At 55.6% G+C, this 3041-nt stretch carries 1 rRNA gene; it reads right to left on the bottom strand.

From position 1 onward, the window contains the following. Positions 1-3036 (bottom strand): 23S ribosomal RNA (locus AC5RU9_RS21240); the annotation flags it as partial. Positions 3037-3041: the final 5 nt, after the last annotated feature.

A 3041-nucleotide genomic window follows, 5' to 3' on the forward strand; every position in this document is an offset into this window, starting at 1 on the left:
AATGTGTATGGAAATCTCATCTTGAAGCGAGCTTCCCGCTTAGATGCTTTCAGCGGTTATCCCATCCGAACGTAGCTAATCAGCGATGCACTTGGCAGTACAACTGACACACCAGAGGTTCGTCCGTCCCGGTCCTCTCGTACTAAGGACAGCCCTTCTCAAATTTCCTGCGCGCGCAGCGGATAGGGACCGAACTGTCTCACGACGTTCTAAACCCAGCTCGCGTACCGCTTTAATGGGCGAACAGCCCAACCCTTGGGACCTACTCCAGCCCCAGGATGCGACGAGCCGACATCGAGGTGCCAAACCATGCCGTCGATATGGACTCTTGGGCAAGATCAGCCTGTTATCCCCGAGGTACCTTTTATCCGTTGAGCGACGGCCATTCCACAATGTACCGCCGGATCACTAGTCCCGACTTTCGTCCCTGCTTGAGATGTCTCTCTCACAGTCAAGCTCCCTTGTGCACTTACACTCGACACCTGATTGCCAACCAGGCTGAGGGAACCTTTGGGCGCCTCCGTTACTTTTTAGGAGGCAACCGCCCCAGTTAAACTACCCATCAGGCACTGTCCCTGACCCGGATCACGGGCCGAAGTTAGATGTCCAAAGTGACCAGAGTGGTATTTCAACGATGACTCCACCCGAACTGGCGTCCGGGTTTCAACGTCTCCCACCTATCCTACACAAGCCACTCCGAACACCAATACCAAACTATAGTAAAGGTCTCGGGGTCTTTCCGTCCTGCTGCGCGTAACGAGCATCTTTACTCGTACTGCAATTTCGCCGAGTTTATGGTTGAGACAGCGGGGAAGTCGTTACTCCATTCGTGCAGGTCGGAACTTACCCGACAAGGAATTTCGCTACCTTAGGATGGTTATAGTTACCACCGCCGTTTACTGGGGCTTAAATTCTCAGCTTCGCCCACAAGTGGGCTAACCGGTCCTCTTAACCTTCCAGCACCGGGCAGGAGTCAGTCCGTATACATCGTCTTGCGACTTCGCACGGACCTGTGTTTTTAGTAAACAGTCGCTTCCCCCTGGTCTCTGCGGCCCACACCCGCTCACGGAGAGCAAGTCTCCATCACGGGGCAGGCCCCCCTTCTCCCGAAGTTACGGGGGCATTTTGCCGAGTTCCTTAACCATAATTCTCTCGATCGCCTTGGTATTCTCTACCTGATCACCTGTGTCGGTTTGGGGTACGGGCGGCTAAAACCTCGCGTCGATGCTTTTCTTGGCAGCATAGGATCACCGGATCCCCCCTTACGGGAGTCCCATCAGATCTCAGGAACGTGCTCGAAGCACACAGGAACGGATTTGCCTATCCCTGACCCTACATCCTTAGACCGGGGCAACCATCGCCCGGCCCGGCTACCTTCCTGCGTCACACCTGTTAATACGCTTACCTCCCGGGATCAGGTCCCGCGCTCGGCCAAAACCCACAACACCACAAGGGTGAGCGGGCAGGCTCCGGGCGGTTAGTATCCCCCGCTTGGCATGGGCGGTTTTTCGCCGGTACGGGAATATCAACCCGTTGTCCATCGACTACGCCTGTCGGCCTCGCCTTAGGTCCCGACTTACCCAGGGCAGATTAGCTTGACCCTGGAACCCTTGATCATTCGGCGGACGGGTTTCTCACCCGTCTTTCGCTACTCATGCCTGCATTCTCACTCGTGTAGGCTCCACCGCTGGTTTCCACCGCGACTTCACTGCCCACACGACGCTCCCCTACCACTCCACACCCCTGAACCACGAAGGCTAGGGTACTGTGTGAAATCCACAACTTCGGCGGTGTACTTGAGCCCCGCTACATTGTCGGCGCGGAATCACTTGACCAGTGAGCTATTACGCACTCTTTCAAGGATGGCTGCTTCTAAGCCAACCTCCTGGTTGTCTTCGCAACTCCACATCCTTTCCCACTTAGCACACGCTTAGGGGCCTTAGTTGGTGGTCTGGGCTGTTTCCCTCTCGACTATGAAGCTTATCCCCCACAGTCTCACTGCTGCGCTCTGACTTACCGGCATTCGGAGTTTGGCTGACGTCAGTAACCTTGTAGGGCCCATCGGCCATCCAGTAGCTCTACCTCCGGCAAGAAACACGCAACGCTGCACCTAAATGCATTTCGGGGAGAACCAGCTATCACGGAGTTTGATTGGCCTTTCACCCCTACCCACAGCTCATCCCCTCCATTTTCAACTGAAGTGGGTTCGGTCCTCCACGACGTCTTACCGTCGCTTCAACCTGGCCATGGGTAGATCACTCCGCTTCGGGTCTAGATCACGCCACTACACTCGCCCTATTCAGACTCGCTTTCGCTACGGCTACCCCACACGGGTTAACCTCGCGACGTAACACTAACTCGCAGGCTCATTCTTCAAAAGGCACGCCGTCACAGTAACCAAGACTGCTCCGACGGATTGTAAGCACACGGTTTCAGGTACTGTTTCACTCCCCTCCCGGGGTACTTTTCACCTTTCCCTCACGGTACTGGTCCGCTATCGGTCATTAGGAAGTATTTAGGCTTATCAGGTGGTCCTGACAGATTCGCACGGGATTTCTCGGGCCCCGTGCTACTTGGGATCCTCTCCAGGCGGCACAAAACATTACGGTTACGGGGCTCACACCCTCTCTGGCCGGCCTTTCAAGACCGTTCACCTATGCCTGCACATCACACCCCACCGGTCCGGCAGAACCAATACGGAAAGTCCCACAACCCCGCCCATGCAACGCCCGCCGGCTATCACACATGGAACGGTTTAGCCTGATCCGCGTTCGCTCGCCACTACTAACGGAATCACTCTTGTTTTCTCTTCCTGCGGGTACTGAGATGTTTCACTTCCCCGCGTTCCCCCCACGCACCCTATGTGTTCAGATGCGGGTCACACAATCACCTTGCAGCGTTGTGCGGGGTTTCCCCATTCGGACATCCTGGGATCAACGCTCGGTTATCAACTCCCCCAGGCTTATCGCAGATTCCTACGTCCTTCTTCGGCTCCTAATGCCAAGGCATCCACCGTGTGCCCTTAAAAACTTGACCACACA

The sequence above is a fragment of the Arthrobacter sp. B0316-5-4 genome, from assembly GCF_059090325.1.